The 22,963-nt window shown below is 60.4% G+C and carries 21 protein-coding genes; 12 read left to right on the top strand and 9 right to left on the bottom strand.

Annotation, left to right across the window (positions count from 1 at the left end; translation table 11 throughout):
- Window positions 1–31: 31 nt before the first annotated feature.
- Together ACQY8Q_RS17125 and ACQY8Q_RS17130 are read right to left on the bottom strand one after the other, a co-directional pair.
- Window positions 32–538 carry an NUDIX hydrolase gene (locus tag ACQY8Q_RS17125; RefSeq protein WP_428427665.1) on the bottom strand — a complete coding sequence of 169 codons (507 nt, stop codon included), beginning with the start codon at window positions 536–538 and terminating at the stop codon, window positions 32–34.
- Window positions 539–818: 280 nt separating this feature from the next.
- Window positions 819–1,613 (bottom strand): FadR/GntR family transcriptional regulator, encoded by a 795-nt coding sequence (locus ACQY8Q_RS17130; RefSeq protein ID WP_428427666.1) that lies wholly within the window; start codon window positions 1,611–1,613, stop codon window positions 819–821.
- Window positions 1,614–1,800: 187 nt separating this feature from the next.
- Here ACQY8Q_RS17130 and ACQY8Q_RS17135 point away from each other — a divergent pair, with 187 nt between their 5' ends.
- Both ACQY8Q_RS17135 and ACQY8Q_RS17140 read left to right on the top strand, forming a co-directional pair.
- The gene (locus tag ACQY8Q_RS17135) at window positions 1,801–3,084 is read left to right on the top strand and encodes a DUF3422 family protein (RefSeq protein WP_428427667.1); all 1,284 of its coding nucleotides are present in this window, start codon (window positions 1,801–1,803) and stop codon (window positions 3,082–3,084) included.
- Between the two features lie 41 nt (window positions 3,085–3,125).
- Window positions 3,126–4,568, top strand: a complete 1,443-nt coding sequence (locus tag ACQY8Q_RS17140) for a DUF6880 family protein (protein WP_428427668.1) — start codon at window positions 3,126–3,128, stop codon at window positions 4,566–4,568.
- Here the strand turns inward: ACQY8Q_RS17140 and ACQY8Q_RS17145 are convergent.
- Entirely contained in the window at window positions 4,553–5,449 is an 897-nt protein-coding gene (locus ACQY8Q_RS17145; RefSeq protein ID WP_428427669.1) for a LysR family transcriptional regulator, read from the bottom strand. The genes ACQY8Q_RS17140 and ACQY8Q_RS17145 overlap by 16 nt on opposite strands.
- A 117-nt stretch (window positions 5,450–5,566) precedes the next feature.
- On the opposite strand from ACQY8Q_RS17145, the gene ACQY8Q_RS17150 reads away from it, so the two are divergent.
- The 3 genes from ACQY8Q_RS17150 (at window position 5,567) to glcF (ending at window position 9,715) form a co-directional block, all read left to right on the top strand.
- Window positions 5,567–7,006 (top strand): FAD-binding oxidoreductase, encoded by a 1,440-nt coding sequence (locus tag ACQY8Q_RS17150; protein ID WP_428427670.1) that lies wholly within the window; start codon window positions 5,567–5,569, stop codon window positions 7,004–7,006.
- Window positions 7,003–8,205, top strand: coding sequence for a glycolate oxidase subunit GlcE (gene glcE, locus ACQY8Q_RS17155; protein WP_428427671.1), 1,203 nt, complete (start codon window positions 7,003–7,005; stop codon window positions 8,203–8,205). Before ACQY8Q_RS17150 ends, glcE begins: the two co-directional genes overlap by 4 nt.
- A 202-nt stretch (window positions 8,206–8,407) precedes the next feature.
- Window positions 8,408–9,715, top strand: a complete 1,308-nt coding sequence (gene glcF / locus ACQY8Q_RS17160) for a glycolate oxidase subunit GlcF (protein ID WP_428427672.1) — start codon at window positions 8,408–8,410, stop codon at window positions 9,713–9,715.
- A 263-nt stretch (window positions 9,716–9,978) separates the two neighbouring features.
- On the opposite strand, the gene ACQY8Q_RS17165 is transcribed toward glcF, so the two are convergent.
- Entirely contained in the window at window positions 9,979–10,671 is a 693-nt protein-coding gene (locus tag ACQY8Q_RS17165) for a L,D-transpeptidase (RefSeq protein ID WP_428427673.1), read from the bottom strand.
- 167 nt (window positions 10,672–10,838) lie between these two features.
- Window positions 10,839–11,600: a L,D-transpeptidase gene (locus ACQY8Q_RS17170; protein WP_428427674.1), complete on the bottom strand. Its 762-nt coding sequence runs from the start codon at window positions 11,598–11,600 to the stop codon at window positions 10,839–10,841.
- Window positions 11,601–11,937: 337 nt separating this feature from the next.
- On the opposite strand from ACQY8Q_RS17170, the gene ACQY8Q_RS17175 reads away from it, so the two are divergent.
- Window positions 11,938–12,567, top strand: a complete 630-nt coding sequence (locus ACQY8Q_RS17175; protein WP_428427675.1) for a DNA-3-methyladenine glycosylase I — start codon at window positions 11,938–11,940, stop codon at window positions 12,565–12,567.
- A 24-nt stretch (window positions 12,568–12,591) separates the two neighbouring features.
- On the opposite strand, the gene ACQY8Q_RS17180 is transcribed toward ACQY8Q_RS17175, so the two are convergent.
- Window positions 12,592–12,807, bottom strand: coding sequence for a hypothetical protein (locus tag ACQY8Q_RS17180; protein ID WP_428427676.1), 216 nt, complete (start codon window positions 12,805–12,807; stop codon window positions 12,592–12,594).
- A gap of 135 nt (window positions 12,808–12,942) precedes the next feature.
- Window positions 12,943–13,353, bottom strand: a complete 411-nt coding sequence (locus tag ACQY8Q_RS17185) for a hypothetical protein (RefSeq protein WP_428427677.1) — start codon at window positions 13,351–13,353, stop codon at window positions 12,943–12,945.
- Between the two features lie 284 nt (window positions 13,354–13,637).
- Between ACQY8Q_RS17185 and ACQY8Q_RS17190 the strand changes: the two genes are divergently transcribed.
- The 6 genes from ACQY8Q_RS17190 (at window position 13,638) to ACQY8Q_RS17215 (ending at window position 20,199) form a co-directional block, all read left to right on the top strand.
- Window positions 13,638–14,261 carry a helix-turn-helix domain-containing protein gene (locus tag ACQY8Q_RS17190; protein ID WP_428427678.1) on the top strand — a complete coding sequence of 208 codons (624 nt, stop codon included), beginning with the start codon at window positions 13,638–13,640 and terminating at the stop codon, window positions 14,259–14,261.
- 110 nt (window positions 14,262–14,371) lie between these two features.
- Complete coding sequence (gene hisS, locus ACQY8Q_RS17195) at window positions 14,372–15,982, top strand: histidine--tRNA ligase (protein ID WP_428427679.1); 1,611 nt, start codon at window positions 14,372–14,374, stop codon at window positions 15,980–15,982.
- Between the two features lie 199 nt (window positions 15,983–16,181).
- The gene (locus tag ACQY8Q_RS17200; protein WP_428427680.1) at window positions 16,182–17,321 is read left to right on the top strand and encodes an ATP phosphoribosyltransferase regulatory subunit; all 1,140 of its coding nucleotides are present in this window, start codon (window positions 16,182–16,184) and stop codon (window positions 17,319–17,321) included.
- Window positions 17,318–18,016, top strand: a complete 699-nt coding sequence (gene hisG, locus ACQY8Q_RS17205; protein ID WP_428427681.1) for an ATP phosphoribosyltransferase — start codon at window positions 17,318–17,320, stop codon at window positions 18,014–18,016. Before ACQY8Q_RS17200 ends, hisG begins: the two co-directional genes overlap by 4 nt.
- Window positions 18,017–18,170: 154 nt before the next feature.
- Window positions 18,171–18,878 (top strand): glutathione binding-like protein, encoded by a 708-nt coding sequence (locus ACQY8Q_RS17210; protein WP_428427682.1) that lies wholly within the window; start codon window positions 18,171–18,173, stop codon window positions 18,876–18,878.
- Window positions 18,879–18,981: 103 nt separating this feature from the next.
- Window positions 18,982–20,199 (top strand): NAD(P)/FAD-dependent oxidoreductase, encoded by a 1,218-nt coding sequence (locus ACQY8Q_RS17215; protein ID WP_428427683.1) that lies wholly within the window; start codon window positions 18,982–18,984, stop codon window positions 20,197–20,199.
- 38 nt (window positions 20,200–20,237) lie between these two features.
- Here ACQY8Q_RS17215 and ACQY8Q_RS17220 read toward each other — a convergent pair whose 3' ends face one another.
- Both ACQY8Q_RS17220 and groL read right to left on the bottom strand, forming a co-directional pair.
- Complete coding sequence (locus ACQY8Q_RS17220) at window positions 20,238–20,687, bottom strand: hypothetical protein (RefSeq protein ID WP_428427684.1); 450 nt, start codon at window positions 20,685–20,687, stop codon at window positions 20,238–20,240.
- Window positions 20,688–21,280: 593 nt separating this feature from the next.
- A complete protein-coding gene (gene groL, locus ACQY8Q_RS17225; RefSeq protein WP_426125251.1) occupies window positions 21,281–22,924 on the bottom strand; it encodes a chaperonin GroEL in 1,644 nt (547 codons plus the stop codon).
- Between the last annotated feature and the right edge of the window lie 39 nt (window positions 22,925–22,963).

Genomic DNA, 22,963 nt, shown 5'->3' on the forward strand with positions numbered 1-22,963 from the left:
CTCGCGTCGTTCTATCCATGTATGTCAGCGTTTATCGTGTCACGGTCTTTTGAGCCGGGTTCATCGTGCCAAGCAGGCGCTGTTCGAAATTGAGGATGAGATCCTTGAGCATCGGCTCGGCCACACGGTTGGCGGCCTCCTCGAAACTGAACCACTCCATTTTCCGGCTGCCTTTTTCCGGAAAGCTTTTCAACATATCCAGAACAACCAGCGGATAGACCTGGACCATGCACTGGACTTTCAGTCCCTGGTCCATGCCCTTGTCGTACATGTAGAAGCCGATCCGCTCAGCGCCGGTTTCGCCCTTGACGCCCGCTTCTTCATACGCCTCGCGTTCGGCAGCCTGATGACACATCTTGCCTTCCATCGGCCAGCCCTTGGGGATGACCCAGCGGCCGGTGTCGCGGCTGGTGATCAGAAGCATCTCGGGTGCCGCGCTTTTCTTCTTGAACCGGTAGCACAGCGCAGCACACTGCATTCGCACCGGACGGCGGAACATCAGGCGTACATCAGTGACTATGCGATTCAGAATATTCAACGTCGGGGCATCCTTTCAAAAAAAACGAATCATTCTAGCCTGCAATATCGTTTCAATATGCTCGCTTTAAACGGCCTGTAAACGCGCAGATTTGGTGAAGCACATATAGTTATCGCGGCGCACCTTATGAAGGGCGCGACAACGCGAAAGACGGGCAACTTAATGAGATTGCGCCAGATAAATGTGCCTACAGCGGCCTTATAGAGCATGTTTGCGGCATTGGCGAGACAGGCGGGTTTATTTGTCCGGCGGCATCTGTTTGTTTCGCCGCCGATAAGGCTCAGGCGCCGGCCTGCCGGTCGCGCTGCTGCATTCTCAGCTGCGAGATGCGCGCCCATTCGCCGGAGCGCTCGGCATCCCGTGTGGCGGTGATGATGAAGTCGATATGAGCTTGGGCGGCTTCGCGGGCCTGTGCCGGGTTGCCGGCCATGATTGCCTCGTAGATCGCCTCATGCTGGGCAAGCAGCATGTCGCCGGCACCGGGGGCTGCAAACAGCACCTCGCGGCTGAAGAAGATGCCGCCGCTCAAAAGCCGGTAGCAGGCGCGCAGCGTGTGCAGGAGGATGATGTTATGGGCGCATTCGCCGATGGCGCTGTGCAGCTCGACATCGGTCTTCAGCCCGCCCTCGGCAGAACCGGAGAGGTGTGCTGCCCGCATCTCGTCCATGATCCGCGTCAGCATGTCCCGGTCGAAGCGGGTGGCGCGGCGTGCAGCCAGTTCCGCCGTCATGCCTTCCAGCTCGCGGCGATATTCGAGATAATCCTGCGTTGCCTTCTGGTGGCGCGAGATCAGGTCGATCACCGGCCTGGAAAACACCTGGCCGATGACATCGGCAACGAATGTGCCGCCGCCGTGATGGCTGACCAGCAGTCCGCGCGCCTCCAGTTCCTTCAGCGCCTCGCGCAGGATCGGCCGTGAGACATCGAAGCGGCGCGACAGATCCCGTTCACTTGGTAGCCGTTCGCTGTCGCGCAGCACGCCTTCAAGGATCAGGAGTTCGATCTGCTGGATGATTTCGCCGGAGGTCCGGCTGTGCGGGATGCGGGCAAAAGCATCGATGGTGTCGTCTGTCACGGCAGCTCTCCTTGGCGCCAACTTAGTCACCCCATCGAAAGTGGTCAATTTCTTTAGCCACTTTTCAAAGTCATGCAATGGTGGGCTTGCCGAAACAAACGCGGGCCTGCGTCAAAGCGTCCTTTCCCTTTTGCTCATCCTGTTGATAAGACAGTTCTGATTGATGCGTGAGAGGGGAAAACGCTTCATGGCCAAACGCAGTTTTGCATTTCCATCGGCTCCGGCCCGCGCCCAGGCGCTGGGCGAGATCCATGCGCGTCCATATGCGCTGGTGACGTCGCCGCGCGTCATTTTCCAGCTCGCCTTCATGACGGATGGCGGGGCTGCCGTCGATCATGCCGTTCTCTCGGAATTGTCGCGCGCACGGGGCGTGTCGCCGCCCAGCCGTGAGGCCAGCCATCATGCGATATCCTGGGGGCAGGGCACGCTGCGCTGGGAGCGTCATACGGAATTCTCGACCTATTTCTGGGACGGCGTCATCCCCGATCAGTTCGGCGGCGAAGTCACCACCCATCCTTTCGGCGATGGTTTTTCGCCGCCGGGAACGCTGATCTCCGGCATTCGGCTGGAAATCCGGCCGGATTCCGAGGAAACCCGCGCGGCGATGAGCGCGTTCGATCCGACCAGCCTCTGTTACAGCGATATCAAGAACGGCCAGTCGGTGGTGCTCACCGATTTCCGCCAGAACGGTGACGGCCTGACGCAGATCCTCGTCATCGACCGGGGCATGACGGAGGCCGGAACCGGCGCGCTGGTCCAGCGGCTGCTCGATATCGAGACCTATCGTACCCTGGCGATGCTGGGCCTACCTCTCGCGCAATCGCTGTCGCCCGATATCCGCCGGATCGAGGACGGACTGACGGGGATGACCCAGCGGATGCGCACCAGCGCCCGCGAAAAGGCCGACGAGATGCTGGCCGAGATCACGCTTCTGGCGGCCGAACTCGAAGCCGGCGCAGCGCTGAGCCTCTACCGTTTCGGCGCCAGCCGCGCCTATTACGGCATCGTTCAGGAGCGCATCCGCTCGCTGATCGAAACCGGCGTGCCGGGTTATGAAACGCTCGGCTCCTTCCTTGAACGGCGCTTAGCGCCTGCCATGCGCACCTGCCAATCGGTGGAAGAGCGCCAGGCCAACCTTTCACGAAAACTCACCCGTGCTACGGCGCTGCTTCGAAGCTGGGTCGATGTCGAGCTTGAGCGCCAAAACAGCGTGCTGCTCAATTCGATGGACCGCCGCGCCAAGCTGCAGCTGCGTCTGCAGCAGACGGTCGAAGGCCTGTCGGTCGCCGCGATCTCCTATTATGTCGTCTGTCTGTTCGGCTATATCGCCAAGGCGCTGGAAAGCGAGGGGGTTCCGGTCAAGTCCAGCGTGCTGACCGGGTTCTTCGTTCCGGTCGCCGTTCTCGCCATGTGGCTGGTGGTGCGGCGCATCCGCAAGCACCATGCAGACGAGGACCGCGAAAGCCTTTAAGTCTTGCCGGATATTCGAAACGAATCGACCTGTGCGGCACCATGGCAAAAGCGGTAAAAGCGGTGAAGAAGGCAAAACTCGACCGGGATGGCCTGACGGCGCTCGGTCTGGAACGGCTGATCGAGATCGCGCTGGATGAGGCAGCTCTCAACACATCCTTCAAGAAACGGCTGAGCGCGGCGCTGGCTGGCATCGGCGGTGCCGCAGGCGTTGCCAAGCTGATTGACAGCCGCCTAACCGCGCTCGAAAAGTCGGGCACGCGCATCCGCTGGCAGAAGGAGCGTGCCTTCGGCAACGACCTCGACAGCATCTCAGCCAGCATCATCAAGGAGTTCGGCGCCGTCGATCCCGGCATGGCGCTGGAACGGCTGATCCGTTTCGTCTTCGGCTACGAGGGCATTGCCGAGCGCGTCAACGATTCCAGCGGCCGTATCGCCAACATCTATATCCAGGCCTGCGAGGCCGCCGGGCGTTTGGCACCGCTCGTGCCGGTCGATCAGCAGGCGCGTTTTCCGCCCCTGCTGACGCCCGGCCTGCAAGGTATGGACTATCACGGCGTCAAAACATTGCTTGCGGTGCGGATCGCTGCCGCGCTGTCGCCGGATGTGCTGAAGGCCTGGGATGCAACGCTGGCGGCCATCATGAAGATACCGGCCGGCACCACGCTTCTGCCGGCTATCGTTTACGTGCGCCGCGCCATTGCCGATGCGCGCGGTGACCTCGATGCCTATGTGACCATCGAGGAAAGCCTGCCGGAGCCGCTGCGCGAACCGGTCATCATCGCCGAGCGACTGCATGCCGCCGGGCGTCATGCGGAGGCCTTGATCTGGGTGCGCAAACCGCGCAAATCGCGGATCGGCTTTGCTCGGCGCGCCGACATCCTGAGCGGTGATGTGAAGGCATTGCCGGACAAGGACCGGCTCGAGGCCGCGATCCTCGATGGCATGAAAGATCGCCCCGCGTCGCAGGCCGTCCGCTGGAAGATTTTCGAACAGGGGCTCGATGCAGAAATACTGCGCGAATACATCGCCAAGGCCGGTGATTTCGAGGAATTCGAGGCGCTGGACAAGGCATTCGCTTTCGTCGAGCAGCACCGCGAACCGCATGCCGCGTTGCGTTTCTATCTCGCCTGGGGGAGGCTCGATCTGGCTGCTCGCTATGTCGTTGCCCGCTGGGGCGTCTGGGAAGGCGAATTCTACGAGTTTCTTCTGCCTGCAGCCGAGGCTTTCGAGGTTGCCGAGTACCCGGCAGCGGCAACCGCACTTTACCGCGCGCTTCTCGACCGCATCATCGGCCGTGGCCTGTCGGAAGCCTATGGGTACGGCGCCGATTATCTTGCACGGCTTTCAGCGCTGGCCAAACGCCCAGGAGGCAATGACGGTTTGATGTCCCATGCCGATTATGTCGCGGATTTGCGCAGGCAGCATATCCGCCGCCACGGTTTCTGGGATCGTATCCCGCCGGAAACCTACCGCTCCCAGTAGGGATCAGGCCCGTAAAGCCCAGCCAGATAATCGATGAACAGCCGAACCTTGGCTGGCAGAAACTGGCGGCTGGGATAAAGCGCCGAGACGAACAGGTTGCGCGATCCTTCCCAGGCGGGCAGGACCTGCACGAGTTTGCCTGATTTCAGGTCGCTGCCGACATCCCAGGTGGAGCGCAGGGCTATGCCCGCGCCGGAAAGCACGGCTTCGCGCACCACTTCGGAGGAATTGGTGATTAGCCGTCCCTGCGGCTTGTAGCTCATCGAGCCCGCCTCGCTCTCCAGCTTCCAGATGTCCTGATTGTGCTGGCGAAGGCAGATATGATCGCCGAGGTCGTCGATCGTGTCCGGCATGCCGTAGCGCGCGATATAGGTGGGCGCAGCGCAGAGGATACGCCGCACCGGCACCAGCTTGCGCGCCACCAGCGTCGAATCACTGAGTTCGCCGATGCGGATGGCGATGTCAAAACCCTCGGCGACGATGTCGGTAAATTCGTCTGAAAGCACGATATTCAGAATGAGGTCCGGATGCGCCTCGATGAAGCGGGCAAGATGCGGCGCCACGTGCATGCGGCCAAAGGAGGTGGGGGCAGTGATGCGCAGCGTACCCTGCGGCTGGCCCGAGCGGCCGGAGGCAAAGGCCTCGGCTTCCTCGATGCCGGCCATGATCCCCAGCACCCGGTCGTAAAATCCCTGTCCCGCTTCGGTCAGTGATATCTGCCGTGTGGTCCGCTGGAACAGTCGCGTGCCGAGCCGGTCTTCCAGCCGCTTGATGCGTTTGGAAATAACAGCTGGGGAAAACCCCAGTGTCCGCCCCGCCGCCGACATACTGCCGGTGGATACGACCCGCGTGAACACCTCAAGATCGCCCAGATTTGTCATCAATCTTGACCATTGTTTCGAAAACAGAAAAACTGATTAGCATTTGCTGCGCCATGGTGAAAGTGGTAAAGAAAAAATACCAATCATGCCGCAGGACGACGATGCCGGGAGGCCGATATGCCGGAGACGATTGCCTTTCTGGAGCCGAAACCATCCGTGCTCGCGCGCCGCCATCAGATCGTCGAGGATCTCGCGGATATCCTGCCGGTAGGCTGCCTGATCAGCGAGAAACGCGGCCTGGTGCCATTCGAGACGGATGCCTTCATCGCCTATCGCCAGGTGCCCTTGGCTGTCGCTCTGCCGGAAACCACCGCGCAGGTGGCGGCCGTTTTGAAATATTGCAGCCGCTACGGCATTCCTGTCGTGCCGCGCGGGGCAGGCACCTCGCTGTCGGGCGGCGCCATCCCGCAATCCGATGCGGTGGTGATCGGCCTGTCAAAAATGTCACGCATCCTCGATATCGATTTTGCCAACCGCACTGCGACAGTGCAGGCGGGCGTCACCAATATCAATATTTCCGAAGCGGTCTCCGCCGATGGCTTCTTTTATGCACCGGACCCGAGTTCGCAGCTTGCCTGCACCATCGGCGGCAATATCGGCATGAATTCCGGCGGTGCTCACTGCCTGAAATATGGCGTCACCACCAACAATCTGCTCGGCGTCAAGATGGTGCTGTTCGATGGCACGGTGATCGAGTTGGGCGGCAAGGCGCTGGATGCGCCGGGCTATGACCTGCTCGGTCTCGTCTGCGGCTCGGAAGGCCAGCTTGGCATCGTGACCGAAGCGACGGTCCGGCTGCTGGCCAAGCCGGAGGGGACGCGGCCCGTGCTGTTCGGCTTCATGTCGTCGGAGGAGGCGGGATCTTGTGTCGCCGAAGTCATCGGCTCCGGCATCATTCCTGTTGCCATCGAATTCATGGACAAGCCGGCCATCGGCATCTGCGAGGCGTTCGCGCAGGCTGGGTATCCGATGGATGTCGAGGCACTTTTGATCGTCGAGGTCGAGGGATCGGAAGCCGAGATGGAGGCGATGCTCGCCAGCATCATCGAGATCGCCCGTCGTCATGGCGTCGCCACCATCCGCGAAAGCCAGTCGGCAACGGAGGCTGCCTTGATCTGGAAAGGCCGCAAATCCGCTTTCGGCGCCACCGGCCGCATTGCGGACTATATCTGCATGGATGGTACCGTACCGCTCAGCCAGCTTTCCTATGTCCTGAAGAAAACCGCTGAAATCATAGACGGCTACGGCCTGCGCGTCGCCAATGTCTTCCATGCCGGCGATGGCAACATGCACCCGCTGATCCTTTATAATATCAACGATCCGGAAGACGCCGCCCGCGCCGAAGCCGCAGGCAACGATATTCTGCGGCTCTGCGTCGATGCCGGTGGCTGCCTGACCGGTGAACACGGCGTCGGCATCGAGAAGCGTGACCTGATGCTGCACCAGTTCACCCAGATCGATCTGAACCAGCAGATGGCCGCACGCGCCGCCTTCGATCCGCAATGGATCATGAACCCGTCAAAAGTCTTTCCGCTGGAAGGACGCCCAGCCGCATGAGCATCGCCTTCGAACCGACATCAGAGATGGAAGCTGCCGATATCATCCGGCAGGCTGCCGGAGCGGGAATGCCGCTAGCGATAACCGGTGGAGGGACGCGCTCGGGCTTTGGAAACCGCGTCCGGGCAGAGCAGGTACTCACGGCGCGAAAACTCTCCGGCATCGTCAGCTACAATCCGGCTGAAATGACAATGAGTGCCAAGGCGGGAACGCCAATGGCCGAGATCGAGGCAGCGCTTGCCGGCAATCGCCAGATGCTCGCCTTCGAGCCGATGGATCATCGCGGTGTCATGGGCACCAGTGGCGAGCCGACCATCGGCGGCGTCTTTGCCGCCAACGTCTCCGGCCCGCGCCGTATCACCGCCGGTGCCGCGCGCGATCACCTGCTTGGCATCCGTTTCGTCAACGGCGCGGGCGAGGCGATCAAATCCGGTGGCCGGGTGATGAAAAACGTCACCGGGCTTGATCTGGTCAAGCTGCTCTGCGGATCACACGGCACGCTGGGGCTTCTGACCGAAGTCACGTTCAAGGTTCTACCTTTGCCGCCCGCCGCAGCCACGATCGTGGCGTTTGGCCTCGACGATGCGCAGGCCGCAGCCGCCATGGCGCATGCGCTGTCCATGCCGGTCGAAGTGTCCGGTGCCGCCCACCTGACGGAGAGTGTGCGTTACCGCTTTGTCGGCAGCAGCCATCCGGAGGGCGCTGCAACGGTCCTGCGCCTTGAAGGCCTGCCGGCCTCGGTTGCTGTCCGGGCCGAAAAACTCAAAGCCGCCTTCGCCAAGGTCGCGCCCGCGACTGTGCTGGATCACGAGGCGACGGAAAAGCTCTGGCGGGATATCCGCGACGCCAAACCCTATGCCGACGGCACGCAAAAGCCGCTCTGGCGCGTCTCGGTGGCGCCGACGGCTGGCCATCAGTTGGTCGCGGCATTGCGGCTGCAAACCGGCGTCGATGCCTTTTATGACTGGCAGGGCGGCCTCGTCTGGCTGCGCATGGAGGCCGATGCCGAAGCGGACATGCTGCGCCGGTTTATCAAGGGCATTGGTGGTGGCCATGCGACATTGGTGCGCGCATCCGATGCCGTTCGCGCGGTCACCCCGTCCTTCGAGCCGGAGCCTGCTCCCGTGGCGGCCCTGTCGGCGCGGATCAAGGAAAAGTTCGATCCCAGGGGGATATTCAATCCGGGGAAAATGGGGTGATGGAAATGATGAGTATGCGGCGCGCTACCCCCCTCTGTCACTTCGTGACATCTCCCCCACAAGGGGGGAGATCATTCTTTTCCCCTGTTCGCTTTTTAGTGAAACGGGGATGGGGGCTGCGGCCAATCTCCCCCCTCGTGGGGGAGATGTCCCGGAGGGACAGAGGGGGGCATGCCTCCGCATACTCGGAGCACCAAACCTGATGCAGACCAACTTCACCCCCGACCAGCTCGCCGATCCGCATGTTGCCGAATCCGAGGGGATTCTCCGCAAATGTGTGCATTGCGGCTTCTGCACCGCCACCTGTCCGACCTATGTGACGCTCGGCAACGAGCTCGACAGTCCGCGCGGGCGGATTTATCTGATCAAGGACATGCTGGAAAACGGCCGTCCGGCCGATGAGGAAGTGGTCACCCATATCGACCGCTGCCTGTCTTGTTTGGCCTGCATGACCACCTGTCCATCCGGCGTCAATTACATGCACCTGGTCGACCATGCCCGCGTTCATATCGAGCAGACCTACAAGCGTCCCTTGAAGGACCGGCTGGTGCGCAGCGTGCTGGCAGCGGTATTGCCCTATCCCGGACGATTCCGGCTGGCATTGAAAGCGGCCCGGCTTGGCCAGCCGTTTGCGGCGGCGATGAAGCGCGTGCCGTTCCTGAAAACCTTCGGCGTCATGCTCGATCTGGCGCCAGCGGATATTGCCCTGGCATCCTCAGCTTCGGTGCCGGGCATCCGTGCTGCCCAAACGGAGAAACGCGGCCGGGTCGCCATTCTCACCGGCTGCGCCCAGCCGGTGCTGAAACCGGGGATTAACGAGGCGACCATTCGGCTGTTGACGCGGCTCGGTGTCGAGGTCGTGGTGCCGGAAGGCGAGGGCTGTTGCGGCGCGCTGGTGCATCACATGGGCCGCGAGGAGCAGGCGCTGACTGCTGCCCGCCGCAATGTCGATGTCTGGGTGAAGGCCGCCGATGCGGGCGGGCTCGATGCGATCATCATCACCGCATCGGGCTGCGGCACCACCATCAAGGATTATGGCCATATGCTCAGGCTCGATCCGGCCTATGCGGAAAAGGCTGCGCGTGTCTCGGCTCTGGCCAAGGACATCACCGAATATCTCGCAACGCTCGATCTGCCGCGTCAGGAGCCGAAAAGCCTGATCGTCGCCTATCATTCCGCCTGCTCGATGCAGCACGGTCAGAAGATCACTCTGGCGCCGAAACTGCTGTTGCGCAATGCCGGTTTTACCGTCCGCGATCCGGCCGAGGGCCATCTCTGTTGCGGCTCGGCCGGTACCTACAACATCCTGCAGCCGGAAATTTCTGCGACCTTGAAGGCGCGCAAGGTGAAGAACATCGAGGCCACCAAAGCCGACATCATCGCCACCGGCAATATCGGCTGCATCACCCAGATCGCCACCGGAACGGCTATGCCGATCCTGCACACGGTCGAATTGCTGGACTGGGCCTATGGCGGCGAACGGCCAGCGGACCTTCCACCCTCCCCTTGAGGGGGAGGGTCGGCGCAAAGCGCCGGGGTGGGGTGATGTGCGGCATAACCAATGGATTGTGGCGCTCGCGGTGGGGCACCCCCGCCCGCGACCTCCCCTTCAAGGTGGAGGTAAAAATCCCTCTTCTCCCCGGCGGGGAGAAGGTGGCCCGCAGGGCCGGATGAGGGGGCGGTACGCTCCGGTTTTGCCGAAGCATCCCCCTCATCGCCTCGCTACATCAGGCTCTTCTCCCCTGTGGGAGAAGAGAGAGGCTGCGGTGACACTCAGCCGCCGAAGATCGTCCGCAGGATATCGACGCCACGGTCATTGTAGGACACATTGCCCTGCTTGTTGCCGGGGCCGATGACGATGACCTTGGTGCCGATCGAGGCGCGCTGGTAGAGATGCTCGACATCCTTGTTCATCATGCGGATGCAGCCGGACGACATGTTGAGGCCGATCGTCCAGGGCTGGTTGGTGCCGTGGATGCGGAAGCCGGAATCGTTGCCGCCCTTGTAGAGATAGAGCGCACGGGCGCCGAGCGGATTGTCGATGCCGCCTTCCTGGAAGGCCGGAAGGATATGGCCCTTCTTGCGCTCGCGGGCGATCATTTCCTTCGGTGGTGTCCAGCCCGGCCATTCGGCCTTGCGCTGCACCTTGACGACGCCCGACCAGCCAAAGCCTTCGCGGCCGACGCCGATGCCGTAGCGGGTCGCCCGGTTCGGCCCTTCGATATAATAGAGATACTTGTTGTTGGTATCGACGATGATGGTGCCCGGTGCCTCATCCGTGCTCAACCGCACCTTGGTGCGCCAGAATTTTTGGGCCGGCTTCCTTTCCATCGCCACCAGCGTGACGTCGGAGTTGGACTTTGCACCTGCCGGTTCGCCCGGCATGAAAGCCGATGCGCTTGATGCGCTCAAAGTCACCGCAGCCGCCAATCCGATCGCGGCCAATGTCTGCAAGGTATATTTCATAAGCAGTTCCCTCATCCAGTCCCCAGCTGCAAAACGCTATTGAATATCGCGTTTTACGCAAGTCTTACGGGTTCTGCTTAGGGCAAATGTGATCGATCGGGCTGTAACCGAGGGAACCTCTGTTGCCGAAAGGCCACGATGTGGCCCTCCGGCGGGTAAGCGGGCGCTTAGATGACGATGACCTTGGTGCCGAGCTTGACGCGTTCGTAGAGATCGCTGACGTCCTCGTTGCGCATGCGGATGCAGCCTGACGAAACCGCATAACCGATCGTCCAGGGCGCATTGGTGCCATGGATGCGGTAGAGCGTCGAGCCGAGATACATGGCACGCGCACCGAGCGGATTTTCCGGGCCGCCGTCCATGCGAGCCGGAAGATAATGGCCCTTGGCTGCTTCGCGGGCGCGCATTTCGGAAGGCGGCGTCCAGTTCGGCCATTCCGCCTTGCGGGTCACCTTGTGGGCACCGGCCCATTCGAAGCCCGGCTTGCCGACGCCGACGCCGTAGCGCCGGGCCTCGCCATTGCCGGTCACCAGATAGAGGAAACGGTTGTTGGTATCGATGATGATGGTGCCTGCCTTTTCCGTGCTGTCATAGGCGACGGTCTGCGGCAGGAACTGCGGATCCAGTTGCCGGACCGGCCTCTGGGCGCGGGTCATCGCCACCGGCTGGGCAACGCCAGCGCCGGAACGCTGGACGCGCTTCTGGAACAGATACTGTTTTCGGGTGGCGCCCGGCTGTTGAACCGCGATAGGCCGCTGCTGACGATAGACGACACGCTCCGGCGTGCCGCCAAGCTGGGTTACCCAAGGGGCGGTCAGGTCCGGGCTGATGACAACAGGCGGCCGGTTCTGGTAGCGGTCCTGCGCCTCGGCAAGACTGGTCAGCGCAACGAGCAGGGATGTGGCAAGGATCAGGGTTTTCTTCAGCATCGGACGGACTCACTACCTTTCGCCGGGATCTGTCATAGCTTCGCCGCCCGCCGTTTGGCGGATGACGAGCGGTACGGACGCCAATACAAGGATTGGCGGAATGGAAGGATCGTGGCACCCGGCAGCAACCGAATGGTAAATGCCGGTTCATTAAAACCCCTTCGCCCGGATAAAGCTTTGGGTAGGGTTATCGCCGGCTTTAGGACTATGGTTGGCGATTGGTAAACGGCAGCGCCGCGCGCCGATGACGCGCAAGGGGCGCCGCCGCACTTTAAATTTGCTGCAGAATTCGTTCCAGTTTAGGGGGCCATGCAGTGCAGAGTTCAGGGAGAAGCGTGTGACGGTTAAGGGCATCATTACCGGAGAGGACGGCGTCGACCGTTGCGCCTGGCATGCCAATCTGGTGGATTATCAGCGCTACCATGATGAAGAGTGGGGCAAGCCGATGGCCGATGATATCCGGCTGTTCGAGAAAATCTGTTTGGAAGGTTTCCAGTCAGGCCTCTCCTGGCTGACCATCCTGCGCAAGCGCGAGGCCTTTCGCGCCGCCTTTGCAGGTTTCGATTTCGACCTAGTGGCAAAGTTTGGCGATGACGACATTGCCCGCTGCCTTGCCGACGCCGGCATCGTGCGCCATCGCGGCAAGATCGTCTCGACCATCAACAATGCCAAACGGGCGCAGGAGCTGAAAGCCGAGTTCGGTTCGCTGGCGCGCTATTTCTGGAGCCATGAGCCGGGCGGCAACGAACGGCCGAAGATCGTTACCTGGGAGGCGATCGCCGCCAACCCGACGACGCCGACCTCGACGCTCATTTCCAAGGATTTGAAAAAGCGCGGCTGGACCTTTGTTGGGCCGACCACGGTCTATGCCTTCATGCAGGCGATGGGCCTGGTCAACGATCACATCGAAGGTTGCTACTGCCGGGGCAGGATCGAAGACCTGCGGCATGCGTTCGTCCGGCCCTAAATGCTCCGCTGAGACGTGGGTGCGTTAAAAGAGATCGTCGGGCATGCCGTGCAGCCGGGTGGTGGGGCGGTTGTTCTGGTAGAGCAGCCCGATGGCAAAGATCACCAGCACGGCGCCGATCACCAGCCATTCCCCGTTGCCGGACATGGCCATGCCGGGAATGATGTTGGAGCCTTGCAGCATCCATAGGCCGCCAAGTAAAATGATGACGATGCCTGCGATATTCTTGAATACCTTCATGACGTCCTCCCATGCACTGGAGGAAATTATGTGCCGAAGGCCGCGTTCGGTCAACATCCGTGAAATGGACGGGGCAATAGGCGCCGGAGACAGGCTCCGGCGCTGCCTTCATAGGCTCAAAAGGTGGGCGCCCGGTCAGCGATCTACGTTTGAAAATGCAAAGACACCCTGCATGCGGCCGGTGGCGGCTGTTGCATCAAGCGTCGATGTCCCGATGCAGTAGAGCGGGCCGGATAAGGCATCCGCGATATCGGTGCAATAACAGAAGGATGAGGCCGCAGCCGTTGCCTCTTCCAGAATGGTCAGCACGATCTTGCGGTGGTTTTCCGCATATCCACGAATGATATCCAGCAGGCCGCAAAGGTTGTGCTCCAGCGCATGCATACGCTGCGCCATCTCGCCGACGGAGAAGATGCCGGTGGAAAGATCGCAGTGCCAGCCCTCGATGACATAGTCATGGGCAGTGAGTTCGGCGATCCACTCTTCATGGGCGCGCGCGTCCTCAGGAAGGATCGTACCAAAACCCGGTTTCACGAATCTGAGCATGCTATTCCGTTTTCAATGGCCGTTGGCGCGCGGCGCTTTCAAGTCTGAGACACTTTCCGCAGCGTGTTTGGCGCACGCATCAAAAAGCACTTTACCGGCAGCCGGAAAAGCGCTGTCTCTGATGGCGCGTCGCAATGTTGCAGTCAGCAAAAAATGGTCTTTATGGTTTCAAAAAATAGTCGACAAAAGCTTTCGCCGAAACGGCTGCAGTTGATCATTGACTCTCCCTTTAGATCATTAAAATTGCTGAACACAACTCACGATTTTACGAAAAGTTGCATTCGATGAATTCCATCCAGGGTGAACTGATCCGGCAATTGCAGGCCTACCGGTTGAAGGCCGGGCTGACACAGGGCGATATCGCCTGGAAACTGGGCTTTTCGTTGCCCACCGTCTCGCGCTGGGAGCGTGGCATCTGCGCGCCGGACCTGCGCGCCATCGGTGCCATCGTCGATTTTCTTCGCCGCGCCGATGCGCATACGGAAAGGGTTCTGTTGCAATCGGTCCTGTCGGCCAAGGACAGCCGCAATCTCTGGGAAAGCGAAGATATCCGCTATCTCGCCGGTTCGCGGCAGGAGTTCATGGATACGCCGTTGATGCGGGCGATGGTCGGCAAGAGCATTCGCCGCTACATGACCGGACTCTATCAGGATTTCATCGAGGATCAGGCAACCGTTTCGAGCCTGAAATCCGGCGAACTGGCCAGCATCGATTTCTACGGCGGAGCTGCCATGTCGGTGACCAGCATTCCCGATGGGTTCGTCCAGTTCAAGCGGATGAGCTTTCAGTCGGAAGTCAGAGGCGTCATTCGCGGCGATACGCATTCGATCCTTATTCCCGCGGCTGAGGCGCCGATGAACGAGGGGACGGTCGTTCACACCTGGGATACGCTGTCGCGGCCGCTTTAGGCCCATGCCAACAGCGCAAAGACTTGCCGCCTTGGCCTTGATCGGCTAGGGAAAGCGCCAAATCCCTGATTGATCGCGCCTGCCCGATCGACGCTGAAAGTGCTGCCGCCATGAACGACAAAAAGAAGAAGCCACAGAAGCTGAAAGCCCGCCTGCCGCGTGGTTTTGTCGATCGCTCCGCCGCCGACATCCGCGCCGTCGATGAGATGACCGCAAAGATCCGTGAAGTCTACGAGCGCTATGGGTTCGATCCGGTCGAAACGCCGCTGTTCGAATATACTGACGCGCTCGGAAAATTCCTGCCCGACAGCGACCGTCCGAACGAAGGCGTTTTCTCGCTGCAGGACGATGACGAACAGTGGATGAGCGCCCGCTACGACCTGACGGCGCCGCTTGCACGTCATGTCGCCGAAAATTTCAACGACATCCAGCTTCCCTACCGCACCTATCGCGCCGGCTACGTCTTCCGCAACGAGAAGCCGGGTCCGGGCCGTTTCCGCCAGTTCATGCAGTTCGATGCCGATACGGTCGGCGCCGCCGGTGTCCAGGCGGATGCCGAAATGTGCATGATGATGGCCGATACGATGGAAGCGCTGGGCATTGCCCGCGGCGATTATGTGATCCGGGTGAACAACCGCAAGGTACTCGATGGCGTGCTGGAAGCCATCGGCCTTGGCGGCGATGAGAATGCCGGGCGGCGGTTGAGCGTACTCAGGGCTATCGACAAATTTGATAAATTCGGTCGAGAGGGCGTTTCGGAATTGCTGGGTGCCGGGCGGAAAGATGGGTCGGGAGACTTTACCAAGGGCGCCGGGCTGGATCAGCGGCAGATTGATGTCGTTTTGATGTTGTTCGGTTTGGAGGAGCTCTTAAAGAATGACCGGGCAACTGACGAGGTTTGGCAGGCTCTCGATCAACAAGGCAGGATCAACGCCGCAGAGAAGGAGCACGTTCGCTATGAAGGCATCAAAGGAGGCCTCGCAATTGCTGTCGGTCAAACATCGACTGGCAACGAAGGGCTAGCCGAACTGGATGCAATATGGAACAGTCTGAAGGCTGCGGGTTATAATGATGGACGTGTTCGCATAGATTCCTCTGTTGTTCGCGGCCTCGAATATTACACCGGTCCCGTCTTCGAAGCTGAACTGCAGTTCGATGTTACCAATGAAAAGGGCGAAAAGGTCGTTTTCGGCTCGGTCGGCGGCGGTGGCCGGTATGACGGCCTCGTCTCGCGCTTCATGGGCCAACCGGTTCCGGCGACGGGCTTTTCCATCGGCGTCTCGCGCCTGATGACGGCGCTGAAGAACCTCGGCAAGCTCGGCATGGAAGAGGTCATCGCCCCGGTCGTCGTCTGCGTCATGGATCGCGATACGGAAAGCCTCGGCAAGTACCAGCAGTTCACGCAGGCTCTGCGCCATGCCGGTATCCGTGCCGAAATGTACCAGGGCAACAAGAAGAACTTTGGCGACCAGCTGAAATATGCCGACCGCCGTGGCTCGCCACTCGCCATCATCCAGGGTGGCGACGAACGGGCGCAAGGCGTCGTGCAGATCAAGGACCTGATCGAAGGCAAGCGCCTGTCCGGCGAGATCGAGGACAACACGGCGTGGCGCGAAGCCCGGGTGGCGCAGGTCTCGGTACCGGAGGCAGACCTCGTTGCCAAGGTACGCGAAATGCTGGCCGAGCAGGCGGAAGACCGGGCGCGGACGGCGCAGGATTAAGTATGCGGACTGTTTACCCCCCTCTGTCACTGCGTGACATCTCCCCCACAAGGGGGGAGATTGTTCTTTTCCCTTGCCAGCCTCTTGATCAAGGTCAGGGGCGCAAGGGTGTAGCGGTCAATCTCCCCCCTTGTGGGGGAGATGTCGGCGTCGCCGACAGAGGGGGGTATATCGCCTCGTCTTCGGAGACCTACCGCCCATGCCCCTGACCAACCTCCCAGCCTTTGCCGCTGACCTCTTGGCCGATTTCGAGCGGTTGGGTACGTTGCGCGTCGATACGCCGGTCATCCAGCCGGCCGAGCCGTTCCTCGATATGGCCGGTGAAGACCTGCGCCGCCGCATTTTCATGACCGAGAGCGAGACCGGCAAGAGCCTGTGCCTGCGCCCGGAATTCACCATCCCCGTCTGCCTGCGTCATATCGAGACCGCCACCGGCACGCCGCAGCGCTATTCCTATCTCGGCGAAATCTTCCGCCAGCGACGGGAAGGGGCGAACGAATTCTATCAGGCCGGTATCGAGGATCTCGGCGAAACCGATGTGGCGAGCGCCGATGCCCGCGCCATCAGCGATGCCATCGCCATTCTCACCGCGCGCCTGCCGGGCAAAAAGCTCAATGTAACGCTCGGCGATCAATCGGTATTCGAGGCTGTCGTCGCCGCCTGCGGCCTGCCGGCCGGCTGGCAGAAGCGCCTGATCCACGCCTTTGGTAATTCTTCCCAGATCGAAACCCTTTTGACGCGGTTGTCGAGCCCGCAGCCGGTAACCGGCCTCAGCGCCGAGATCGAGGCGCTGCTGGCATCCGGTGATGATGCCACGCTGATTGCCCATCTCGATGAGACGATGGAAGCGACCGGCTATTCCACCAATGCCAGCCGCAGCCCGAAGGAAATCGCCGCACGGCTGAAGGAGAAACGGGCGCTGGAAAAGACCGCGCTCGATGGCCGCACACTGGCTGTCCTGCGCGAATTCCTGTCGCTGAACATGCCGCTTGCCGATGCGCCGGCTGCCCTTTTTGCGTTTGCGGAAAAATCCGGGCTGACGCTCGATGGTGCCCTGTCTCGGTTTGATGCGCGTGTCGCAGCACTTGGCAACGCCGGTGTTGACGCCAAGCTGCTCACCTACCGCGCCGCCTTCGGCCGTCCGCTTGATTATTATACCGGCATGGTTTTTGAGGTCGTCATCGAAGGTTCTCACGCCGTTCTCGCCGGTGGCGGCCGCTTCGACCGGCTGATGACGCTGCTCGGCGCAAAGGAACGCATTCCGGCCGTCGGCTTCGCGCTCTGGCTCGACCGGATGGAGCAGGCGCTCGCCAAGTCAAAAGGGGAGGCCGCCCAATGACCATCACCATCGCGCTGCCCTCCAAGGGCCGGATGAAGGACGATGCCTCCGCCATCTTCGAAAAAGCGGGCCTGAAGATCGTCGCCGTCGGCAACGAGCGCTCCTATCGCGGCCGTGTCGAAGGCCTCGACGATGTCGAGATCGCCTTCCTGTCGGCGTCGGAGATCTCCCGCGAGATCGGCAGCGGCTCGGTCGATTTCGGTGTCACCGGCGAAGACCTGATCCGCGAAGGACTGTCGGAAGCCGATGCTCGCGTCGAATTCTGCGCCCGGCTCGGTTTCGGCCATGCCGATGTCGTTGTCGCTGTCCCGGAAATCTGGCTCGATGTCGATACCATGGCTGACCTTGGCGATGTCGCCGCCGATTTTCGCGCCCGTCACGGCCGCAGGCTGGCGATCGCCACCAAATACTGGCGCCTGACGCAGCAGTTCTTTTCGTCTCAGCACGGTATCCAACTCTACCGCATCGTCGAAAGCCTCGGCGCCACCGAAGGCGCCCCGGCCTCCGGCTCCGCCGATATCATCGTCGATATCACCTCGACCGGCTCGACACTGAAAGCAAACCACCTGAAGATCCTGTCGGATGGCATCATGCTGCGATCCGAGGCTTGCCTGGTGCGGGCGCGCAAGGCCGAGCATGCGGGCGATCCGCTGGTGGCAAAGATCATCGAGGCGGTACAAGGGGCTGTCGCCTAGCCTTGTGTGAGAGGCTGGGCCGATCCGCTCTTGAAGCAGGCGGCGCCGGACAGTCCGGCTGCGAACGATGCAAGGCCTCAAAAAATCCGTATGTCACCCTGACATTCTGGACACGACTGTCTTATATTCGAATTCCAACCTCAAGGAGTTCCTTATGGCCGACCTCAGTTCCTTCCCGATCACAACTCGCTGGCCCGCTAAAAATCCCGATATCATCCAGCTCTATTCGCTGCCGACGCCGAATGGTGTGAAGGTCTCGATTGCGCTTGAGGAACTTGGTCTGCCCTATGAGCCGCACCTGATTTCATTCGGTACCAACGATCAGAAAACGCCCGAATTCCTCTCGCTCAATCCCAATGGCCGTATCCCCGCGATCATCGATCCGAACGGTCCGGGCGGTAAGCCGATCGGCCTGTTTGAGTCCGGCGCCATCCTGATCTATCTCGCCGAAAAGACCGGCAAGCTTATTCCGGCCGATGCCGCCGGACGTTACGAAACGCTGGCATGGGTGATGTTTCAGATGGGCGGTGTCGGGCCGATGTTCGGTCAGTTCGGCCATTTCTTCAAGTTCGCTGCCGACAAGGTCGCCAACAATTCCTATCCGATGGAGCGCTATCGCGATGAGGCCAAGCGGCTTCTTGGCGTGCTGGAAGGGCGTCTCAAGGGCCGTCAGTGGCTGATGGGCGATCAATATACCATCGCCGATATCACCACCTATTCCTGGATCGAGGGTGCCCGCAAATTCTATGGCGCTGCCGATGTGCTGGAATATGCCAGCTTCCCCAATGTCATGGCCTGGGTTGATCGTGCGCTTGCCCGCCCGGCCGTGCAAAAGGGCATGGACATTCCCAAGCGCGACTGATCGCGCACGCCGCCCAACCCGCGCATTGTCCACCCGAGTTGACGACACTCGGGCGGACAGGCTACGTCTGAGGAAAAGAAGCATTCGCGACGGGTGGACAAACGTGACAGGCAGACTTGTTGTTGTGGGCGGCGGTCAGGCCGCTTTTGCGTTGGTGGCCAAATTGCGGGCCCTGAAGGACGAGCGTCCGATTACGATCGTTGCCGCGGAAGCAAGCCATCCCTACCAACGGCCGCCCCTCTCGAAGAAATATCTATTGCGCGAAATGGACCTCGACCGGCTGCTCTACCGGCCGGAGAGCTGGTACGCCGAGCACAATATCGATATCCGCCTCTCGACCTTGGCCACGGCCATCGACCGGTCTTCAAAGACAGTCACGCTCAGCGACGGCTCGACGCTGGAGTACGACGTGCTGGCGCTCGCCACCGGCTCGACCCCGCGCAAACTGCCGGCCAGTGTCGGCGGCGATCTCGCTGGCGTGTTCGTGGTGCGCGATTTCACCGATGCCGACCGTCTTGCCGAGGAAATGAAACCCGGCAAACACGCGCTGATCATTGGCGGCGGCTATATCGGCCTGGAAGCAGCTGCAGTGGCGCGCTCAAGCGGGCTTGACGTGACCGTCATCGAAATGGCCGACCGCATCCTGCAGCGCGTCGCCTCAGTTGCGACCTCCTACCTCGTCAAGGACATTCATACATCACGCGGCGTCGATATCCGCGAGGGCACCGGCCTTGTCCGGCTGATCGGCACCGATGGCCGGGTGACATCTGCGGAATTGACCGATGGTTCGACCATCCCGGTCGATCTGGTGATCGTCGGTATCGGCGTCACGGCCAATGACGCCCTGGCGCATGCCGCCGGTCTGGACGTTGCCAACGGCATTGTCGTCGATGGTTTCGGCCGCACGTCAGATCCCGCCATCCATGCGATGGGCGATTGCGCCGTGCTGCCTTGGAAGGACATGCGCATCCGGCTGGAATCAGTCCAGAACGCCGTTGATCAGGCCGAGGCCGTGGCTGCGCTGCTGGTGGGCGGCGAGGCGCCCTATGAGCCAAAACCCTGGTTCTGGTCAGATCAATATGACGTCAAGCTGCAGATCGCCGGCTTTGGCCATGGTCATGACGAGACGGTGGTGCGCAAGGGGCAGCGCGAAGGCAGTATTTCGGTCTGGTATTTCACAGCCGGCAAACTGGTCGCCGTTGATGCGCTGAATGACGCCAAGGCCTATGTCACCGGCAAGAAACTGCTGGATCTCGGCCTGACGCCCGACCGGGCTCTTCTCGATGACCCGCAGACCGATTTGAAGACGCTCTTGCCGTAACGGTCAAGCGTCTGCAGGCTGGCTATGCCAGCCTGCAGTTATTGATGGCGGGTGAAGACGTGTCTGCGGGCTTCCAGCTGGAAGCGGGGGAAGAAGAACACGCCGGTAATCGATCCCGAATAGCGCTGTTCCAGCCCCGTGGATTCGCCGATGCAGAAGACCGGCTGTTTCTGGCCGGACGACAGTATAATCGTCGTCGAGAAGCAGAAGGACGAGGAGGTTGTTGCTGCCTGCTCGAAAAGCGCCAGCACATGGTTACGGTCGGCGCTGTCATAGCAGCGGACCAGATTGAGCAAGCCGCATTCGGCCTGGCTGAGGCCGTGCATGGCGGCCGCACTTTCGCCAAGGCGAAACAGGCCGTTCGACAGGTCGCCAGACCAGCCTTCTGAAAAACAGAATTGGCCGAGCATCTCCAGCCCGCTTTCGCCGCAGGCAAAGGAATCAGCGCCTAGCGGCTGAGAAAGGCCTGTTCTTGCAATTTTAAACAAGGTGGACCCCGGTATAGTCACAAAATCCGAAATTCATTCGTCTGTTCCCGTAAGTGTTCACAAGAAACAATTTCTATGTCTCAACAATATTTGGCCACGCACCAAATATAGGGCGAGGCGTGGTTCGATGTAAAAAGATAGAAAGCTCAATTTTCAGGTCTTGGGCAGGTTTGTCGGCAAGACGAAATAAATTGTATGCGAGGAAAATCTATAGGCTTTGTGACCTGGAATCAAAAGGATGTTGGGTAGACGGTTAATACGGAAAAATTGAACTGTCTTATTGTCAATTCGTCCGATTTCTTGATCCCTGTGAATCTGCGGTTCACTTGGAGCGGTGTTATAATTGCTTTTTCTCACGCTTCAATGGTGTTTCGAGAAATATTTTGTGATCCGAGATAAATATTCCCGATTGCAGTGATTTGGTCAAAGTACAATCAGAGCATGATCCGCAGAGCGCGGCAATGAGCCTGTCGGTTTTTCACGGTGTTCGTTGAACGGGAACGAAAAAAGGGCAGACCTTGCGGCCTGCCCCTTCTCAATCCGGAAACCCGGAAAGCTCTACGGTCGTCATTCGTAATAAGGCGAAGGCCTTATTACATCATGCCGCCCATGCCGCCCATGCCACCCATGTCAGGCATGCCGCCGCCAGCCGAATCCTTCTTCGGCAGTTCGGCAATCATGGCTTCCGTGGTGATCAGCAGCGAAGCAACCGAAGCTGCGTTCTGCAGGGCCGTGCGGACAACCTTGACCGGATCGACGATACCCATGGCGATCATGTCGCCAAATTCGCCGGTCTGGGCGTTGTAGCCGTAGTTGTCGGTGTTGCTTTCGAGGATCTTGCCAACGATGATCGAGCCTTCGTCGCCTGCGTTTTCAGCGATCTGGCGAACCAGCGACTGAAGTGCCTTGCGGATGATGGAGATACCGGCGGTCTGATCGTCGTTTGCGCCCTTGAGGTCGAGAACGATCGAAGCACGCAGCAGAGCCGTACCACCACCAGGAACGATACCTTCCTGAACGGCAGCGCGCGTTGCGTTCAGCGCGTCGTCGATACGGTCCTTCTTTTCCTTCACTTCGATTTCAGTCGCACCGCCAACGCGGATGACTGCAACGCCGCCAGCGAGCTTGGCAAGACGTTCCTGCAGCTTTTCGCGGTCGTAATCGGATGTGGTTTCTTCGATCTGGCCCTTGATCTGAGCAACGCGGCCTTCGATTTCGGCCTTCTTGCCAGCGCCATCAACGATGGTGGTGTTTTCCTTGGAGATCGAAACCTTCTTCGCACGGCCGAGCATTTCGAGCGTGACGTTTTCCAGCTTGATGCCGATGTCTTCGGAGATGACCTGGCCACCGGTCAGGATCGCGATGTCTTCGAGCATGGCCTTGCGGCGATCGCCGAAGCCAGGAGCCTTGACGGCAGCAATCTTCAGGCCGCCACGCAGCTTGTTGACGACGAGCGTAGCAAGCGCTTCGCCTTCAACGTCTTCCGAGATGATCAGGAGCGGCTTGCCGGTCTGAACAACGGCTTCGAGAACCGGAAGCATGGCCTGAAGGTTGGAGAGCTTCTTCTCATGGAGAAGGATGTAAGCGTCTTCCAGTTCAGCAACCATCTTTTCAGGGTTGGTTACGAAGTAAGGCGACAGGTAGCCGCGGTCGAACTGCATGCCTTCGACGACTTCGAGTTCGGTTTCGGCGGTCTTGGCTTCTTCAACCGTGATGACGCCTTCATTGCCGACCTTCTGCATCGCTTCAGCGATGTACTGGCCGATTTCCTTTTCGCCGTTGGCAGAGATCGTCCCGACCTGGGCCACTTCTTCCGAAGTGTTGATCTTCTTTGCCTTGGCAACGAGGTCCTTGACGATGGCTGCAACTGCGAGGTCGATGCCGCGCTTCAGGTCCATCGGGTTCATGCCGGCAGCAACTGCCTTGCCGCCTTCGCGAACGATGGCCTGGGCGAGAACGGTTGCCGTCGTGGTGCCGTCACCGGCGATGTCGTTGGTCTTCGAAGCAACTTCGCGGACCATCTGGGCGCCCATGTTTTCGAACTTGTCTTCGAGTTCGATTTCCTTGGCGACGGAAACGCCGTCCTTGGTGATGCGCGGTGCGCCGAAGGACTTGTCGATGATGACGTTGCGGCCCTTAGGACCGAGTGTGACCTTGACTGCGTCTGCGAGGATGTCGACGCCGCGCAGCATCTTTTCGCGCGCGGTACGGCCGAACTTAATTTCTTTGGCTGCCATGTTAAAAACTCCCGGGCTGATGCCCAATTGGTTTTATGG

Origin of the sequence: Pararhizobium sp. (assembly GCF_965279435.1) — a bacterium.
GTDB lineage: Bacteria > Pseudomonadota > Alphaproteobacteria > Rhizobiales > Rhizobiaceae > Pararhizobium.